General features: G+C 67.4%; 13 protein-coding genes. 6 read left to right on the top strand and 7 right to left on the bottom strand.

Features of this window, described 5'->3' with window-relative positions; all coding sequences use genetic code 11:
- Positions 1-8 precede the first annotated feature (8 nt).
- Positions 9-2,966 carry a triple tyrosine motif-containing protein gene (locus ACCD07_RS05525; RefSeq protein ID WP_413446741.1) on the bottom strand — a complete coding sequence of 986 codons (2,958 nt, stop codon included), beginning with the start codon at positions 2,964-2,966 and terminating at the stop codon, positions 9-11.
- A 47-nt stretch (positions 2,967-3,013) separates the two neighbouring features.
- Here ACCD07_RS05525 and ACCD07_RS05520 point away from each other — a divergent pair, with 47 nt between their 5' ends.
- The 3 genes from ACCD07_RS05520 to ACCD07_RS05510 all read left to right on the top strand — a co-directional run bounded on the left by ACCD07_RS05520 (position 3,014) and on the right by ACCD07_RS05510 (position 4,461).
- Positions 3,014-3,331, top strand: coding sequence for a hypothetical protein (locus ACCD07_RS05520; protein WP_353401141.1), 318 nt, complete (start codon positions 3,014-3,016; stop codon positions 3,329-3,331).
- A gap of 99 nt (positions 3,332-3,430) precedes the next feature.
- On the top strand, positions 3,431-3,910 hold the full coding sequence (locus ACCD07_RS05515; protein WP_413446740.1) for a glycine zipper 2TM domain-containing protein: 480 nt from the start codon (positions 3,431-3,433) through the stop codon (positions 3,908-3,910).
- 110 nt (positions 3,911-4,020) lie between these two features.
- Positions 4,021-4,461 carry a hypothetical protein gene (locus tag ACCD07_RS05510; RefSeq protein WP_176652849.1) on the top strand — a complete coding sequence of 147 codons (441 nt, stop codon included), beginning with the start codon at positions 4,021-4,023 and terminating at the stop codon, positions 4,459-4,461.
- A 1-nt stretch (position 4,462) separates the two neighbouring features.
- Here ACCD07_RS05510 and ACCD07_RS05505 read toward each other — a convergent pair whose 3' ends face one another.
- From ACCD07_RS05505 to ACCD07_RS05495, 3 genes are read right to left on the bottom strand one after another with little or no spacing between them, the layout of a single operon-like run.
- The gene (locus ACCD07_RS05505; RefSeq protein ID WP_176652336.1) at positions 4,463-5,647 is read right to left on the bottom strand and encodes an ABC transporter permease; all 1,185 of its coding nucleotides are present in this window, start codon (positions 5,645-5,647) and stop codon (positions 4,463-4,465) included.
- A gap of 44 nt (positions 5,648-5,691) precedes the next feature.
- Positions 5,692-6,432: an ABC transporter ATP-binding protein gene (locus ACCD07_RS05500; RefSeq protein WP_176652335.1), complete on the bottom strand. Its 741-nt coding sequence runs from the start codon at positions 6,430-6,432 to the stop codon at positions 5,692-5,694.
- Between the two features lie 11 nt (positions 6,433-6,443).
- Positions 6,444-7,715: an efflux RND transporter periplasmic adaptor subunit gene (locus ACCD07_RS05495; protein WP_353401146.1), complete on the bottom strand. Its 1,272-nt coding sequence runs from the start codon at positions 7,713-7,715 to the stop codon at positions 6,444-6,446.
- Positions 7,716-7,900: 185 nt separating this feature from the next.
- On the opposite strand from ACCD07_RS05495, the gene ACCD07_RS05490 reads away from it, so the two are divergent.
- From ACCD07_RS05490 to ACCD07_RS05480, 3 genes are all read left to right on the top strand, one after another.
- Complete coding sequence (locus ACCD07_RS05490) at positions 7,901-8,884, top strand: alpha/beta fold hydrolase (protein WP_176652334.1); 984 nt, start codon at positions 7,901-7,903, stop codon at positions 8,882-8,884.
- 103 nt (positions 8,885-8,987) lie between these two features.
- The gene (locus tag ACCD07_RS05485) at positions 8,988-12,407 is read left to right on the top strand and encodes an MHYT domain-containing protein (RefSeq protein ID WP_413446739.1); all 3,420 of its coding nucleotides are present in this window, start codon (positions 8,988-8,990) and stop codon (positions 12,405-12,407) included.
- A complete protein-coding gene (locus tag ACCD07_RS05480; RefSeq protein WP_176652332.1) occupies positions 12,404-13,423 on the top strand; it encodes an HD domain-containing phosphohydrolase in 1,020 nt (339 codons plus the stop codon). Before ACCD07_RS05485 ends, ACCD07_RS05480 begins: the two co-directional genes overlap by 4 nt.
- Positions 13,424-13,426: 3 nt before the next feature.
- On the opposite strand, the gene ACCD07_RS05475 is transcribed toward ACCD07_RS05480, so the two are convergent.
- From ACCD07_RS05475 to ACCD07_RS05465, 3 genes are all read right to left on the bottom strand, one after another.
- Positions 13,427-14,647, bottom strand: coding sequence for an aminotransferase class I/II-fold pyridoxal phosphate-dependent enzyme (locus ACCD07_RS05475; RefSeq protein WP_176652331.1), 1,221 nt, complete (start codon positions 14,645-14,647; stop codon positions 13,427-13,429).
- Between the two features lie 94 nt (positions 14,648-14,741).
- Complete coding sequence (locus ACCD07_RS05470; RefSeq protein WP_413446738.1) at positions 14,742-16,130, bottom strand: ATP-binding protein; 1,389 nt, start codon at positions 16,128-16,130, stop codon at positions 14,742-14,744.
- On the bottom strand, positions 16,123-16,833 hold the full coding sequence (locus ACCD07_RS05465) for a winged helix-turn-helix domain-containing protein (RefSeq protein WP_413446737.1): 711 nt from the start codon (positions 16,831-16,833) through the stop codon (positions 16,123-16,125). The genes ACCD07_RS05470 and ACCD07_RS05465 overlap by 8 nt, the downstream gene beginning before the upstream one ends.
- Positions 16,834-17,040 lie beyond the last annotated feature (207 nt).

Below are 17,040 nucleotides of genomic sequence, written 5' to 3'. Positions count from 1 at the left end.
CTCCACAATCAATCCGCCGCGTAAGCCAGCTTGGCCGGCAGCACCAGGTGCCATTGGGTGCCGCCGGCGCCGCTGGTCAAGGTCAGCGCGGCGCCGATCCGTGCAGCGCGTTCGCGCATGCCTATCATGCCGAAGTGGCCGCTCAGGTGGCCCGCTTGCTGCACTTCCGCAGCGATGCCATGGCCGTTGTCGCAGATCGTCATCGTGAAATCATCCTTGCCATAAGCGACGCCGAACGTGACTTCCGTCGCGCCGGCATGGCGCGCCGCGTTCAGCAGGGCTTCGCGCGCGATCGCGAACAGCTCTTCAAACACCACCGGATGGAAGCGCAGCGCCTTGCCGCCGCATTGCGTCACCAGCATCGTGCCCTCGCCGTACTCGCCGCGCACGGCCACGCTCACCGCCGCCACCAGCTCGGGCTGGCGCAACGTGCTCAGGCGTAGCCCCTGCACGCGGTCGCGCCCCTCGGCCAGCGCCTGTTCCGCCAGTTGCAGGGAGCGCTCCATCTCCTCCTTGGCCGGCTCGTCGGCGGGCAGGCGCTGGAACGCCATGTGGATTTTCAGGATCAGCCCCTGCACCGTCTGCAGGAAGGTGTCGTGCAGCTCGCGCGAGATGCGTTCGCGTTCGTCGAGCCGCTCCTCGAAGCGCGCGCGGATCTGCCGGTCCACCTGCGCCAGCCGCAGTTTGTACAGTCCCCACAGCGCCATGCCGAACAAGGTGACGCACAGCGCGCGGAACCATTCGGTCTGGTACGGCGCCGGCTCGACGACGAATTGCGCCGTCGTCTCGCCGCTGCTCCACACGCCGTCGTTATTGGCGGCGCGCACCTTGAAGCGGTACTCGCCCGGCGGCAGGTCGGTGTAGGTGGTGCTGCGGCTGGTGCCGGCCTCCTGCCAGTCGCCGTCGACGCCGTCGAGCCGATAGCGGAACCGCATCCGCTCCGGCATCGTCAGGCTCAGCGCGGTGTAGTCGATCTGCACGCGGGACGGATGGGGCGGCAGCCTGGCGACCGCGCCATCGTCCAGCGGGTAGACCACGCCGCCCGACGTGATGCGGCGTATGAGCACCGGTGGCGGCAAGGTGTTCTTGTGCGCCCGGGCCGGGTCCAGCCAGAACACGCCGGCGGTGGTGGTGAACCACAGCCTGGCGTCGCTGCCGGCCACGGCGGACGGCAGCGGCGCGCTTTGCGTGGCCGCGCCGCGCAGGCCGTCCTTGTGATCGAGGCGCTGGAAGCGCACGCGATAGCCGGGATCGCGCGCCGCACGCTCCAGTTCCGCGTCGTCGATGGCGGTGATGCCGGCGATGCCGTTCATCCACAGCGTGCCCCGCGCATGGAACATGCCGGATACGCCGTACAAGCCATCCCCGCCCACGCCGGTCACGCGCTGGAACTTCGCGCCGTCGAAGCGGAACAAGCCGTTCTCGCCGCTGACCAGCATGTCCTTGCCGACTTGCAGCATCTGCAGCGCGACGCCAACCTGCAGGCCGTCTGCCTCGCCGAACACGCGCAGCCTGCCCTGGTCCAGCACCGCAACGCCCTTTGTGCCCAGGCCCAGCCACATGCGTCCCTCATTGTCGCGGTACAGCAGGTTGGCCAGAGTCGGCTCGGGCACGCCGGCGGGCCGCAGCCACGCGCCGTCGTGCAACTGGTAGACGCCGCGGCTGCGCACCGCGACCCACACATCGCCGGCGCGGTCGCGCGCGATGCTGTAGATATTCAGTCGCGGCGGCAGATTGTCCGGCAAGGGCAGGCGCTCGCGCTTGCCGCCCTGTTCATGCCACAGGCCGCTGCGCGTCGCGGTCCACAGGCTGTCCGGCGTTTCGCGCCACAGCACGGTCACCTCGTCCAGGTCGGATTCGCTTTCCGGCGGCAGCGTGGCGAAAGCGGCGCGCTGCGGCGCGGCCAGCAGCGTCTTGCCGACCCACAGTCCGCCGTCCGGGGCCGAGGCGATGGCGGCGCTGTCGCCATGCACCTGCGGCAGCGCGACGCCCGACAACAGCTGCGGCCGGAAGCGGTCCAGTCCGCTCTCGGTGCCGATCCAGACATTGCCCTCGCGGTCCTGCAGGATGAAGTTGGGCATTGCGCCGCTCAGGCCCTGCGCCATACCGAAGTTTGCGCTGGCGCCTTCCGGACCGACCCGCGCCACGCCGCTGTCGCCGACCACCCACAGATGCCGGCCATCGCGTTCGAACAACATGGTGCCGCCGGCGTAGCGCGGCGCCGGCCAGCCGGGCGCTGGCCGGCCCACGCCGGGCCCGGCCAGCGCCGTGACCTCGGCCTTGGGCCCGCCCACGCTCCACACGGTGCCGTCCGGCCCCTGCGTCAGCCGGCCTATGCCGGCAGGACCGGCGAGCTTGGCGAATCCGGCTGCCCCCGCCGCCAGCTCGTAGGCGCCGCTCTCGCACTGCGCCCACAGGTTGCGCTGGCGGTCGCGCAACAGGGTGCACATGGTTTCCGGCGCCTTGAACTGCGGCCCGGCCTTTGCCCAGCGCTTGCCATCGAACAGCCACAAGCCGCGTGCCGTGGCCAGCCACAGGCGGCCGGCGGCGTCCTCCTCGAAATCCACCGAGCTGCTGGGCGGCAAACCGTCTTCCTGGCCGTAGTTGCGGACCTTGCCGTTCTGCCAGACGCTGGCGCCGCCGTGCCGGTAGCCTATCCACAGAGCGCCGGATTCGAGCAGACGCATGCCCCATAAATTGTTGGAACGGAAGCGCTCGCCCTTGCCTTCGAAGCGCTCGAAGGTCACGCCGTCAAAACGGTACAGGCCGCTCGACGCGGCCAGCCACAGCCAGCCGTCCGGCGTCTGCGTCATCGCGATGATGTAGGGCGGCGCGCCGTCCTTGGCGGTCCAGCTGGTATGGTGGGCGTCGATGGGCAGCGCCGGCGTTGCCAGCGCGTGGGCCTGCATGCAGCAGGCCAGCAGCAGCGCGCAGGCCGCGCGGAATATGACAGTCGGTGGTTTCATGGCGCCATTCTATCTGTGAGACATCCGCGCTCGGCTAGAATAGAGCGATGCCTCCAGCCAAACTTCCCAAATTCCCCGGCCCGCTGACCGCGCGCGGCGCCGTACTGGCCATACTGATTTCCGATGAAGACCAGACCGGCGCGCCGCCGCTGCAAGGCCGCACGTCGCTGGCCGCCATCGTCAAGACGCTGAAACGCAAATACAACTGGCCGATCGAGATCAGCAGCTTCCCCTCCAACAGCGGCGACGGCCGCGCCACCTGGGCCACCGTCTACAGCCTGCCGCCGGCCGTGATCGCCAAAGCACTCGACAGCGGCGGGCGCGAATGGCTGGAACGGCGCGATGCGGCCAGGGCCGCGCCGTAACAATTGCTTACTCTGGAAACACTTTCTGCGTCACCGCCGGTTCTCCCCGGCTCGTTATAGGAGCAAGCGCCACCGAGGCGTATCACTGGAGAGAACAACATGACCACCACCGCCACCACCACCCGTATCCACCCAATGATGGCTGTTGCCGCCGTGTCGCTGACCCTGGTCAGCCTGGTCGGCGCCGCTTCGATCGCCGGCCTGCTGCCGAATTCGCACGCATCGGTCGACACCGCCCCGACGGCCGCGACCACCATGCCGCCAGCCACGCAGCAACTGGCCGCCCAGCCTGCGGCTCCAGCAGCTCCGGCGGTGGTGCAGCATCGCACCGTGGTGCATCACACCTACGCCCCCAAGCCTGTCAGCCAGAACGACGGCTATGCCCAATCGTCGCCAGCCCCGGCTCCGGCACCGGCGCCGGCCGCCCAGAACAGCCCGCTCGGCATGGGTCTCGGCGCGGTGGTCGGCGGCTTGATCGGCAACCAGGTCGGCGGCGGCAAGGGCCGCACCGTGGCGACCATCGCCGGTGCAGTTGGCGGCGCCTACGTCGGCAACGAAATCGCCAAGAAAAACCCGTAACAGTCCGGCGGATCCGCTCCGGCCTTGACCAGGTTCAAGGCCGGAATTTATTTCCCGGTGGAAAATATGACATAATGTACGCCGCATCATCACCGGACAATATTGTCGTCATGACCACGCCCATCGAACAACACGAAGACCCCCGGCAATTTTGGGAGCAGCGCGTCAAGGCCAGCCGCTGGCTGATCATGAAGACGTCCATGCTGGGCGCGCTGGCGGCCGTCCTCGGCGTGCTGGGCCAGGGCTGGCTGGAAGACGCCAGTCCGATCTTCCCCTTCATCAGCCAGAACTACGGCATCTGGCAGGGCGGCTACCTGCTGGCCCTGCTGGTGATCTTCCTGATCTGGGCGGCGGCCATGCTGCAAAAGATGAGCCTGCTGCAGAACAGCAAGCAGGGCCGCGCCATGCAGCAGCGCATCGACGAACAGAACGAGCGCATCGCGCAAAAGAAGCTGGAAGCGAAAGAACGCCGCGAGCAGGAACTGAAGGAAAGGGAAACCTCCCCTTCCTTCTTCAAGAGTTCCGCCCGCAGCACCAAGTTCGACTACTAACTCACTCGTAGCGCAGGCAGTCCACCGGCAGCAGCTTCGACGCCCGGCGCGCCGGATAGAAGCCGAAGAACACCCCCACCAGGCTGGAAAATCCGCAAGCCACCACCACCGCCTGCAGCGTGATGAAGACGTCGAACTTGCCGGTCGACGTGATCGCCGCCGCCGCGCCGGTGGCCAGCAGTATGCCGAAGATGCCGCCCACCAGGCAGATCACCACCGCCTCCGTCAGGAACTGCAGCAGCACGTCGCGCGGCTTGGCGCCGATCGCCATGCGGATGCCGATCTCGCGCGTGCGCTCCGTCACCGACACCAGCATGATGTTCATGATGCCGATGCCGCCGACGATCAGCGAGATGGCGCCAATCAATCCCAGCAGGGCCGCCAGGCCGGCGCTGATCTTCTGCGCCGTCTCGGCGAACGAGGCCAGGTTGTCGATGCGGAAGTCGTCCGGCTGCTCGTACTTGATGTGGTGGCGGTCGCGCAGCGTTTCGTTGATGTCCTGGATCGCATCCTGCAGATTGCCGCCGGACTTGCCCTGCGCGACCACGTAGTGCACGTTGCCGGGGAACGGCAGCCGCACCAGGTTGGCCGCCGACGCCGTGATCGGCACCAGCACGTAGTCGGACAGGTCGCCGCCGTCCACCTGCTTGCCCTCGCCGTACAACACGCCCACCACCTGGAACGACACGTTCTCGATGCGGATGTACTTGCCCAGCGGGTCGACCTTGTAGAAGAACTGGTCGGCGATCTTTTTGCCGATGACCACCATGCGCGAGGCCGCGCGCACATCGGCCTCGCTGAAGGCGCTGCCCTTGTCGACCTTCCAGCCGCGTATCTTGAACATGGCCGGCGTCACGCCATGCACCGTCTTCGACGCGTTCTCGTTGCCCACCGCGAGGTTGAAGCCGCCCTGCAGCACCGGCGCCGCGCCGGCCAGCGACGGCAGCGCGTTCAGCGCCGCCGCATCGGCCATCGTCAACGCAGGCGCCGCGCCGCTGCGCATGCGCTGCTGCTGGGCGCGGTCGCCGCCCGGCGAGACGAACAGCATGTTGGTGCCCAGCTGCTCCAGCTCCTTGGCGATGAAACGCTTCATGCTGTCGCCCACCGCCAGCAGCAGCACCACCGACGTGATGCCGATGATGATGCCCAGCATGGTCAGCAGCGTACGCAGGCGGTTCGCCATCATCGAGCGAAACGCCTCCACCACTATCTGTAAAGGATTCATATGATTTATATAGTTATCGGTTCGTGGCGGGTCACCGACTCCGCCCCCAGCAGTTTCAAGCCCTCGGCGGCGGGACCGTCGTACAGCACATGGCCGTCCTTGAGCCGCATCAGCCGCTTGGCGTAGGCCGCGATATCCGGTTCGTGCGTCACCAGCAGGATGGTGATGCCGCGTTCCTCGTTCAACTGCTGGAACGAGCGCATGATCTCCTCGCTGGTCTGCGTATCGAGGTTGCCGGTCGGTTCGTCGGCCAGGATCAGCGGCGGATCGCCGACCAGCGCGCGGGCGATCGCCACGCGCTGCTGCTGGCCGCCGGACAGCTGGTTCGGCGTGCGCTTCGCATACTCCTTCAGGCCCACGCGTTCCAGCTCCACCAGCGCCTTGGCGTGCGCCTTCGAGCGCGACACGCCGGCATAGATCAGCGGCAGCGCCACGTTCTCCGCCACGCTCATGCGCTTGATCAGATTAAAGCTCTGGAACACGAAGCCGATGGTGCGGTTGCGGATGGTGGCCAGTTCGGCGCGCGACAGGGTCAGCGTGTCGACACCGTTCAGATGGTAGCTGCCGCCGGTAGCCTGGTCCAGGCAGCCGAAGATGTTCATCAGCGTCGACTTGCCCGAGCCGGACTGCCCCATCACGGCGAGGAAGTCGCCGCGCGGCACGGCCAGGTCGATGCCGAACAGCACCTGCGTTTCCACGTTGCCGGAGAAGTAGCTCTTGGTGACCTTGCGGATATCGATCAGCATTTCCGGCGCCGTCACATGTCACCCTGCTTGTCGTTGATCGCGCGGGTGATGACCTTGTCGCCCTTTTTCAATTCGCCGCCCAGCACCTCGGTGTAGCGGAAATTCGACAGGCCGATACGGATGTCCCGGGACACCGGCTGGTTCTTGGCGTCCAGCGTGTAGATCTTGAACGAGCGCGCCAGCTCGCTCTTGCTGCGGAAGGCGGCGTCGTCCTCCGGCGGCTGCGCTTCGGCGACGGCGGCGGCCGATGCGGAGGCGCTGGCCGAAGCCGAAGCCGATCCTCCTGCGGATCCTGCGGCGGCCTTGGCCAGCTTGGCCTGCTTCTCCACTTCCTCGTCGCTGAGGCGGAAGCGCAGCGCGGCCGTCGGGATGCGCAGCACCTGCTGGCGGTTGCCGACCAGCAGCCGCACCTGCGCCGTCATGCCCGGCTTGAGCAGCTCTTCCTTGTTGTCCACGTCCAGCACCACGTTGTAGGTGACCACGTTCTGCACCACGTTGGCGGCGAGGCGGAACTGGCGCATGCGCGCGGAAAATTCCTTGTCAGGATAGGCGTCGACGACAAAGCGCGCCTCCTGCCCTTCCTTCAGCGAACCGACATCCGCCTCCGACACGCTGGTGTCGATCTGCATCTTGGTCAGGTCGCGCGCGATCTGGAACAGGGTCGGCGTGGTGAACGAGGCCGCCACCGTCTGCCCCAGGTCCACCGTGCGCTTGATGATGACGCCGTCGATCGGCGAGCGGATCACGCTGTTGTCGAGGTCCGCCTGCGCGCGCGCCAGCTGCGCCTGCGCCAGCTGGATGTTGGCCTGCGCCACGTCGACTTCGCGCTTGGACTGGTCCAGCGCCAGCGGCGAGATGAAGCTCTGCGTCACCAGCGTCTGGTTGCGCTGGTGCGTGGCCTGCGCCAGCCGCAGGTTGGCCCGCGCCGACGCCAGTTGCGCCTCGCCCTGGCGGATCTGCGCGTTGAAGATGGTCGGGTCGAGCTTGAGCAGCACCTGGCCCTTTTTCACGTGATCGTTGAAATCCGCCTTCAATTCGCTCACCGTGCCCGACACCTGCGAGCCGATGTTGATCAGCGCGACCGGGTTGATGGTGCCGGTGGCCGTCACCGTCTGCGTGATGTTGCCGGTATCGGCGGCGGCGACGCGGAAGCGCGGCGGCTCGACCACCGGAGTCTTGCTTTTGGAATACCAGGCGGCGCTGGCGCCGCAGATGATGAGCAGGCCGACGGCCAGCACGATTTTCTTCTTGGTCAGGAAAGCCATCGTTTCTGTAAGTCCCATAGGTGAAATCCGGCGATATGCGGATCAGCACGGCAAGTATTATTGAGTTTTGCAAAATATGCAATCAGGCCGGCGCAAGGCCATCCCTCCCTCAGGGGAGAGGCAACCACTACCAATGGGCGTACCCGCGGCCGCGATTCGATCCTACGATGGTTCACCTCTTCCACTTCAAAAGGCAGGACATCATGAACAATAACGATAAAGAGCAGGTCAATCCATCGCGCCGCTCCGCCATGGTCGGCAGCGCGGTTGCCGCCGCCGCCGCAGTCGCCACCGCGCTGCCGCTGGCGGCTGTCAGCACCGACAGCCAGGCCGCCACCGGCAAAGTGGCCAAGACCGCCAGCACCATCACCACCCGCGACGGCGTCGAGATCTACTACAAGGACTGGGGTCCGAAGACCGGCCAGCCGGTGGTGCTGAGCCACGGCTGGCCGCTGAACGCCGACAGCTGGGAATCGGCGGCCTTCCATCTGGCCAACAACGGCTTCCGCGTCGTCACCCATGACCGCCGCGGCCATGGCCGCTCCAGCCAGCCCTGGGACGGCAACGACATGGACCACTACGCCGACGACCTGGCGCAGCTGATCGAGGCGCTGGACCTGAAGAACATCATCCTGGCCGGCTTCTCCACCGGCGGCGGCGAGGTGGCGCGCTACGTGGGCCGCCACGGCACCAAACGCATCGCCAAACTGGGCCTGATCTCGGCCGTGCCGCCGCTGATGCTGAAAACCGCGACCAACCCGGGCGGCCTGCCGATCGAAGTGTTCGACGGCATCCGCGCCGCCTCGGTCGCCAACCGCGGGCAGCTGTACCTGGACCTGGCGTCCGGCCCGTTCTACAACTACAACCGCCCGGGCGCCAAGCCGTCGCAGGGCATCATCCAGGCGTGGTACGCACAGGGCATGCAGGCCGGCCACAAGAACACCTACGACTCGATCAAGGCGTTCTCGGAAACCGACTTCCGCGACGACCTGAAAAAATTCGACAAGCCGACGCTGATCATCCACGGCGAGGACGACCAGATCGTGCCGATCGACGCCGCAGGCCGCGCCTCGGCCGCCATCGTCAAGCATGCCAAGTTGATCACCTACCCGGGCGCGCCGCACGGCCTGACCGACACCCACAAGGACAAGTTCAACGCCGACTTCCTGGCCTTCGCCAAGTCCTGATTTGGCGCCATAACCACACTCTCCCAAAAACCCGCCGGCACTGAACGCGATCTTGAATGCGTTCGGGCCGGCGGGTTTTTTTTGTGCTATGGTTTCTTCTACCATGATGCAACTGTTCTCTCCTCCCGACAACTCGGCGCTGATCCACTACGGAACCTACACGCCATCGCTGGTGCTGCTGTCGATAATGGTTGCCATCTTCTCATCATGGATGGGATTACAAGTCGCCGCGCAGGCGCAATCGGCCGGCACGCGCGGACTGCGCACCATCATGCTGTGCACCGGCAGCCTGGCGCTCGGCTGCGGCGTGTGGTCGATGCACTTCATCGGCATGCTGGCCTTCGACCTGTGCACCGCCGTCGACTACGACCAGGGCGTGACCATGCTGTCGGTACTGCCCAGCCTTGGCGCGTCCTACATCGCACTTTCCATCATCAGCCGCCAGCGCATCAACGCCGCGTCGCTGATCGTCGGCGGCATCCTGGTGGGCGCGGGCATCGGCGCCATGCACTACACCGGCATGGCCGCCATGCGCACGGCGCTGGACCTGCGCTACGATCCGCTGATGTTCGGCCTGTCCATCGTGGTGGCCGTGGTGCTGGCCACGCTGGCCCTGTGGATACGCTTCGGCCTGCGCACGCTGCGCGCCCGTGTGAGCGGCAGGACGCTGGGTCTGATCAGCGCCAGCGTCATGGGCTGCGCCATCGCCGGCATGCACTACACCGGCATGGCGGCGGCACGCTTCGTCGGCCAGCTGCCGCCCGGCAGCGCCGCACCCCAGCATGGCAGCACCTTCCTGGCGCTGGCGATCACCCTGATCACGGTCGCCATCACCATCTTCATCATGTCGGCCAACGGCTTGCTGCGCTACCGTGAACTGTTCCGCCAAAAAAGCGAGAGCGAAAGCTGGATGCGCGCCCTGCTCACCACCACCGTCGACGGCGTGGTGACGGTCGACCGCGACGGCGTGATCCATGAGTTCAACGCGTCGGCCGAGCGCATCTTCGGCTGGACGCGCGGCGAAATCGTAGGCCGCAATATCCGCATACTGATGGCCGACGTCCAGCGCTCCGAACACGACGGCCTGCTCAACTACCTGCGCACCGGCGAGGCCGGCGCGCCGGGCAAAGGCAGCGAAGTGATCGCCCTGCGCAAGGACGGCAGCACGCTGCCTATCCGCCGCGCGCTGGGCCATGCCCGGCTGGCCCAGCGCGACCTGTTCGTCCTCTTCATCACCGACATCAGCGAGCGGCGCGCCATCATGCAGGCGCTGCGCGACAGCGAGCTGCAATTCCGCTCGCTGATCAGCAACATCCCCGGCATTTCCTTCCGCAGCAGCATGCGCTTCGACGCGCCGCCGGTGTTCGTCAGCGACGGCATCGAGCGCGTGGCCGGCTATCCCGCCAGCGATTTCGTCGGCGAGCATCGCACCCGCACCCTCGGCTCGCTGATCTGCGAGGAAGACCGCGCGCGCGTGGCCGAGGAGATCGCCCGCAGCGTGGCCGCGCTGTCGCCCTACCAGGTCGAGTACCGCCTGCGGCACGCCGACGGCAGCGTGCGCGCGATGTGGGAGCACGGCGCCGTCACCCAGGACGAGAGCGATCCGACGATACGCTGGATCGACGGCGTGATCCTCGACATCAGCGAGCGGCGCGAGATGGAGCAGCAACTGCGCAAGGCCAAGGAGACGGCCGAACAGGCGGCGGCGGCCCGCGCCAGCTTTGTCGCCAACATGAGCCATGAAATCCGCACGCCGATGAACGCCATCCTCGGCTTCACCGACGTGCTGCTCGACACCGAACTCGATGACAGCCAGCGCCGCCACCTCGACACCGTGCGCAAGGAAGGCCGTTCGCTGCTACGCCTGCTCAACGAGATCCTCGACACCGCCAAGCTGGACAAGGGCGCGATGGAACTGGAACCTGACGACTACAGCCTGCTCGGGCTGATCGACGAACTGGCCTCCACCTTCGGCAGCAACGCCCGCAGCAAGGGGCTGACGATCGACATCGTCTACGATCCTGCGCTGCCGGCCTGGCTGCACGGCGACGAACTGCGCATGCGCCAGATCCTGGGCAACCTGCTGGACAACGCCATCAAGTTCACCGCGGCCGGCAAGGTCGGCCTGCACGCCGGCGTGCGGCAGGGGCAGCTGCACATCGCCGTGCAGGACACCGGCATCGGCATCGCGCCGGAGCGGCTCGATGCGATCTTCGATCCGTTCACCCAGGCCGACGCCTCGATGACGCGGCGCTTCGGCGGCACCGGCCTGGGCACCACCATCAGCCGCCAGCTGGTGGCGCTCATGGGCGGCAAGATCTGGGCCGAGAGCGCGCCCGGCGAGGGCACCACCTTCCACGTCACGCTGCCGCTGGAGCCGGCCCGCAACGATGTGGCGCAAGGCGGCGAACGCGTCGACTATCCGCTGCCGCCGCTGCACATCCTGGCGGCCGACGACGTGCCGCAGAACCTGGAGCTGCTGTCGCTGCTGCTGGCCAAACGTGGCCACACGCTCGATACCGCCTGCGACGGCGCCCAGGCGGTGCGCCTGACGGCCGAACGGCGCTACGACGTGGTGCTGATGGACGTGCAGATGCCGCAGATGGACGGCCTGGCCGCGACCCGCGCGATCCGCGAGCGCGAACGCGCAACGCAGGCGCCGGCACTGCCAGTCGTGGCGATGACGGCCAGCGTGCTGGCGGCGCACCGCGAAGCGAGCAGCGCGGCGGGCATGCAGGGTTTCGCGTCCAAGCCGGTGGACTGGCACGCGCTGTCGCACGAGATCGCGCGGGTGATGAAGCTGCCGGCGCTGGAGCCGGCCGCGCCCGCGCCGGATGCGCCGGTGCGACAGCGGGTATTGAACCAGAAGGCCGGCCTGCAGCGGTGGTCCGGGCAGCTCCCGGTGTACCAGCAAGCGCTGAAACGCTTTGCCGCAGACTACACCAGCGCCGCCACCACGCTGGGCAAGCTGCTCGCATCCACCAGCGATGTGCGCCTGGACGACGCGCAGGCGTGGTGCCACAAGATACGCGGCGTGGCCGCCAACCTTGGCCTGGAGCAGCTGACCGCCACACTGGGACAGATTGAAAAACTATGCGGCTCGCCGCACGACGGCGGCACCCTGAACACCGAGCTGACGCGGGCCCAGCGCACGCTGACGGCTCAGCTGGACGCCGCGCTCAGCGCCATCCACGCCGCCGTGGCGGCGGGCGGCACGGCCGCCGCAGATGCTGGCGCTGGGGCCGGTGCGAGCGCAGGCGCTGGCGGCGCGGCGGTTGGCGACGTCAAGACTTACGACCCTGCAGCCACGCGCCAGAAAGCGTCGGCCCTGCTGCCGTCGCTGCAACGCGGCGCGCTCGACGACTCCAAGCTGACGGAACTCGCATCCAGCCTGGCCGGAGCGCCCGCCGCGCAAACGCAGCAGCTGGCCGAGCTGCAGAATGCCCTGAACGATTTCGACTTTCCGCTGGCGCAAGGCGCGCTGCAGGAGTTGCTGGCCAGCCTGGCCACGGAGAACCCATGATCACCACCCACCAACCCAACCAGCCGCTGATCCTCGCGGTCGACGACGAAGCCAGCAACCTGCAGCTGCTGCGCCACATCCTGCAAGACCAATACCGCCTGCTGTTCGCCAAGGACGGCCCGCGCGCGCTGGAACTGGCGCGCCAGGAAAAGCCGCAGCTGATTCTGCTCGACGTGATGATGCCGGGGATGACCGGCTACGAAGCTTGCGTCAAACTGAAGGCCGATCCGGCCACCGCCGCCATCCCCGTCATCTTCGTCACCGCCCTCAGCGACCCCGACGACGAAGTGATCGGCTTCGAGGCCGGCGCGGTCGACTACATCACCAAGCCGGTCAGCCCGCCCATCGTGCGTGCGCGCGTGCGCACCCACCTGTCGCTGGTGCACACCGACGAACTGAAACAGACGCGGCTCGAAATCGTCCAGCGCCTGGGCCTGGCCGCCGAGTACAAGGACAACGAAACGGGCCTGCACGTGATCCGCATGAGCCACTACTCGCGCATTCTCGGCCGCGCGGCCGGCATGAGCGAGGCCGAGGCCGACGACCTGCTGCACGCGGCGCCGATGCACGATGTCGGCAAGATCGGCATCCCGGACAGCATCCTACGCAAGCCCGGCGCGCTCGATCCGGAAGAATGGAAGGTGATGCAATCGCACGCCACCATCGGCGGCGACATCATCGGCCGGCACGCGCAGGGCATGCTGGCTATGGCGCACGCGGTCGCCATGACGCACCATGAAAAGTGGGACGGCAGCGGCTATCCGAACGGCCTGGCCGGCGAACAGATACCGCTGGTGGGGCGCATCGTCGCCATCGCCGACGTGTTCGACGCGCTGACGTCGGCCCGCCCCTACAAGCCGGAGTGGCCGCTGGAGAAGGCTGTCGAGTATCTGGAACAGCAGCGCGGCAAGCACTTCGACGCGCAGCTGGTCGACCTGTTCCTGGCGCAGATGCCGGCGCTGCTCGAAGTCAAGCAGCGCTGGGCGGAACAGACCGTCGCTCCGGCCCCGGCCTGAACTTCAGGCCACCAGGCGCGGTTGGCGCCCCGCCAGCTGGGCCATCACGCTGACCAGGTGGTCGATCTGCGCCCTGGTATGGCCGGCGTTCATCATGAAGCGCAGGCGCGCCTGGCCGACCGGCGCCGCCGGGAACTGGATCGCATCGACATGGATGCCCTCCTTGCGCAGCGCGATCGCATAGCGCTGGCAGGTTTCCGCATCGCCGATCAGCACCGGCACGATAGGCGTGGCGGTGGACATGATGGTGTAGCCCAGCGGCGCCATCCGTTCGATGAAGTAGCGCTGGTTGTCCCACAGGCGCTGGCGGCGCTGCGGTTCTTCCTCCAGCAGATCCAGCGCCGCCAGCAGCGCGGCCGCCTGGTCCGGCGGCGGCGGGCAGGTGAAGCCGTAGGCGGAGCTGGTCAGCCGGATCACGTCCGCCACGTCGCGCTCGACGGCGACGAAACCGCCGATCGAACCGAGCGCCTTGCTCAAGGTCCCCATCTGCATGATGCACGGGCTGTAGCAATTGAAGTGCTCCGACGTGCCGCCGCCGTTGGCGCCCAGGATGCCGGTGGCGTGGGCGTCGTCGATGTACAGCAGCGCGCCGTAGCGCTCGGCCAGCGCCACCAGCTCCGGCAGCGGCGCGATGGTGCCTTCCATGCTGAACACGCCGTCGCTGACGATGATGGGCGTGGTGCCCTCGCCTGCGCCGGCCTGCAGCAGCGACTCCAGGTGGTTCATGTCGCAGTGGCGGTAGTTGTAGCGCAGCGCGCCGGACATCTGTATCCCCTCGCGGATGCTGATGTGATTGAACTCGTCCGAATAGTAGGCGTACTTGTGGCGCCGCTTCGCGCGGAAGCCGTGCAGGCGCGCCAGCGTGGCCGCCTTGACGATCGACGACAGCACGCCGATGTTGGCCATGTAGCCGGTCACGAACAGCACCGCGTCGCTCTTGTGCTTCAAGGCGCCGAGCCGCGCTTCCAGCGTGCGGTACACCTCCAGGTCGCCGCCCAGCAGACGCGATTCGCAGTTGCCCACGCCGTAGCGGTCCAGGCCCTGCTTGGCCGCATCCACCAGGCGCGGATGATTGGCCAGCGCCAGGTAGTTGTTGGTGCTGAAGGACACCACGCTCTCGCCCCGCGTGACGAAGACGGGGTCGGGCAAGGTGCTGTGCACCGACGAGTTGTGATAGATGGGATGGTGCTGCAGCCAATCGGCGATGTCGCTTAAATCGTGCATGATGGGATGATCCTGTGAAGATCGCCCCATGTTAGCTGCCCCCGGCTTGCCGCAAGATTGCAGCCGCATTACCGATAGGAGAGCTACAGGAAAACTACAGCGCGACCGGCAGCAGGATGCGCGCCACCAGTCCCGGCGCGCCGTCCTCCAGCACCAGCGAGCCGCCGTGCGACATGGCGGTGGCGCTGACGATGGCCAGTCCCAGGCCGTTGCCGGGCATATGCCGGCTGTCGTCGAGGCGGTAGAAGCGCTGCGTGACCTTGCCGCGCTCCGTCTCCGGGATGCCGGGGCCGTTGTCGTGCACGGCGATCGAGGCCTGGCCGTGATACAGGCCGGCGCGCACGCGGATCGCGGCGCCCTGCCCCGCATACTTGATGGCGTTGTCCAGCAGGCTGGCGACGGCGCTGGCCAGCAGGTTGCGGTCGCCGTCGACGTACAGGTGCTCGGGCGCGTCCACCGTCAGCGTCACGCCGCTGTCCTCGGCGCTGGCTTCGTACATCTCGCCGATGTCGGCGGCGACGTGGCCAAGGTCGAGCCGCTCGAACAGGCGCGCGCGCATGCCCGATTCAGCCTCGGCGATCTGCAGCAGGCGCTCGAACAGGCGTATCAGGTCGTCGATATCGTCGATGGCGGCGTGCGCGGCGCCGCTCAGGCCCGGCACCGTGGCCTGGTGGCGCAAGGCGTCATCGAGCTTGCTGCGCACGCGGCTCAGCGGCGTGCGCAGGTCGTGGGCGATGGCGTTCGACACGTGGCGCACGCCTTCCATCAGCAGTTCGATCCGGTCCAGCATGCGGTTGATGTCGCGGTTGAGCAGCGCGAATTCGTCGTTGCCGCTGACCGGCACGCGCGGACTGAGGTCGCCCGTCTCGATCTGCGCCGCCGTGCGGCGGATCGCCCCCAGGCGGCTCTCGATGGTGCGCCGGAACAGCAGGGCGCCGGCCACCGTCAGCAGCAGCGACACGCCGGCGCCGGCCAGCAGCGCGCGCCAGATCACGTCGCGCACCTCCTCCTGTTCGCTCAGGTCGCGGCCGACGATCAGCACGCCGCCGCCGTCCAGCGGCCGCAGGTACAGGCGCGCCGTGGTGGGACGGCCGTTGCGGGTGACCACCGCGCTGACCAGCGGCGGAGTGTCGGCATCGGCGGCGGCGACGGCGTCGACCGCAGGCCACGTGCCCAGGTTGCCGGCCACCGGAGCGCCGGCGGCGTCCAGCAGCTGGAAGATTTCACGGTCGCTGTCGATGCCGTCGTCCAGCTGGCGCCGCACTTCGGCCAGCAGCACGCCGCGATGGCGCCTGCCCGCATGTTCGATCAGGCGGTCCGATTGGGCGACGATCTTGCCGTCGATGTCGCGATCGAGCACGCCGACGGTGCCGGTGTAGAACACCGCCGACACCAGCACGATGGAGGCCGTGCCCAGCAGGCCGTAGCCCAGCACCAGCTTGGCCGCGATCGATGATGCAGGCAACGATGGCAGCTTAAGCAAGCCCGCGCTCCGTGCCGTCTTCCGGCGGCGCCGCCCCCATACGGTAGCCGACACCGCGCAGCGTATGGATCAGCATGACGGGGAAATCCTTGTCGACCTTGGCCCGCAGGCGGCTGATCTGCACGTCGATGACATTGGTCTGCGGGTCGAAGTGATAGTCCCACACCGATTCCAGCAGCATGGTGCGGGTCACCACCTGATTCACATTGCGCATCAGGTATTCGAGCAGCCGGTATTCGCGCGGCTGCAGCGTGATGACCTTGCTGCCGCGGGTGACGCGCAAGGTGCGCAGGTCCAGCTTCAGGTCCGCCACCTGCAGCTGCGAGCTGTCGGCGCCGGGGGCGCTGCGGCGCAGCAGCGCTTCCACCCGCGCCAGCAGCTCGGAGAAGGCGAAAGGCTTGGACAGGTAGTCGTCGGCGCCGCCGCGCAGGCCGGAGACGCGGGCGTCGATGGTGGTCATGGCGCTGACGATGATGACGGGCGTGGCCTTGCCCAGCGCGCGCAGCTTGTCGACGATGGTCAGGCCGTCCACGCGGCCGGGCAGCATGCGGTCGAGGATGATGACGTCCCAGTCGTCGCCGACGGCCAGGTCCAGTCCTTCGGGCCCGTTGTCGCAGGACGTGACCAGATAGCCCGCCTCGCGCAGTCCCTTGCAGATGTAATTGGAGGTTTCGGCTTCGTCTTCGATGACCAGGCAGCGCACGCGGTACTCCGTAATTCAGGATGGTGGCAGGTATTGTAACCTGCGTATAACCCGCGGAGCACGGTGGTGAACTCCCGCCCGGACGACGTCGTTGCGTCGCACAGCGGTTGGCGCCATCATGGTAGCGTCATCTCTGGGGACCGTGGCCAGAGCGCGGAGTTCGACTGCCATGGTAGCCGCGCGTGCCGGGACAACCCTTGCGCCAGA

The organism is Duganella sp. Dugasp56, assembly GCF_047304105.1.
Taxonomy (GTDB): Bacteria; Pseudomonadota; Gammaproteobacteria; order Burkholderiales; family Burkholderiaceae_D; genus Rugamonas; species Rugamonas hordei.
Note: the sequence above shows the minus strand (reverse complement) of the source record. Positions and strands in the feature narration are given on the sequence as shown.